The organism is Mesorhizobium sp. M8A.F.Ca.ET.218.01.1.1 (assembly GCF_004791165.1).
GTDB lineage: Bacteria > Pseudomonadota > Alphaproteobacteria > Rhizobiales > Rhizobiaceae > Mesorhizobium.
On sequence record NZ_SRUZ01000138.1, the window covers coordinates 1 to 322 of the forward strand.

General features: G+C 60.6%; 1 protein-coding gene. It reads right to left on the minus strand.

Annotated elements, in window-relative coordinates:
- Nucleotides 1-62 precede the first annotated feature (62 nt).
- On the minus strand, nucleotides 63-322 hold a 260-nt coding region (locus EN861_RS35730; protein ID WP_189343830.1), incomplete at its 5' end, for a hypothetical protein.

Sequence of the window (322 nt, forward strand, 5' to 3'; positions counted from 1 at the left end):
GGACCGAAAAATTCACATCGAACCGATCGGTTCGTTCGCGCCCTAGAACGGCTTGCGAACGGCTAGTTTTCATCGTAGTCACCAGCGTTTCTCCGGACGAACGCGGACACCTGCTTCTCTCTGAAACGATCGCTACGCACCGCTACGGCGGCCTCCAGTCCTGCCTTTGTCAGGTTCCAGCCGACGCGCTCTTTGTACTCGGCCAGCTTTGCCGCCTTGAGCTTATGCGTTGCGCGCCCCGCGCGGGCCTTGTGCGGCTTGCCCTTCGCATCAGACCACCCGAGCGTCTCCGCCATTTCATGCAGCGATTGTTTGCCGTCCC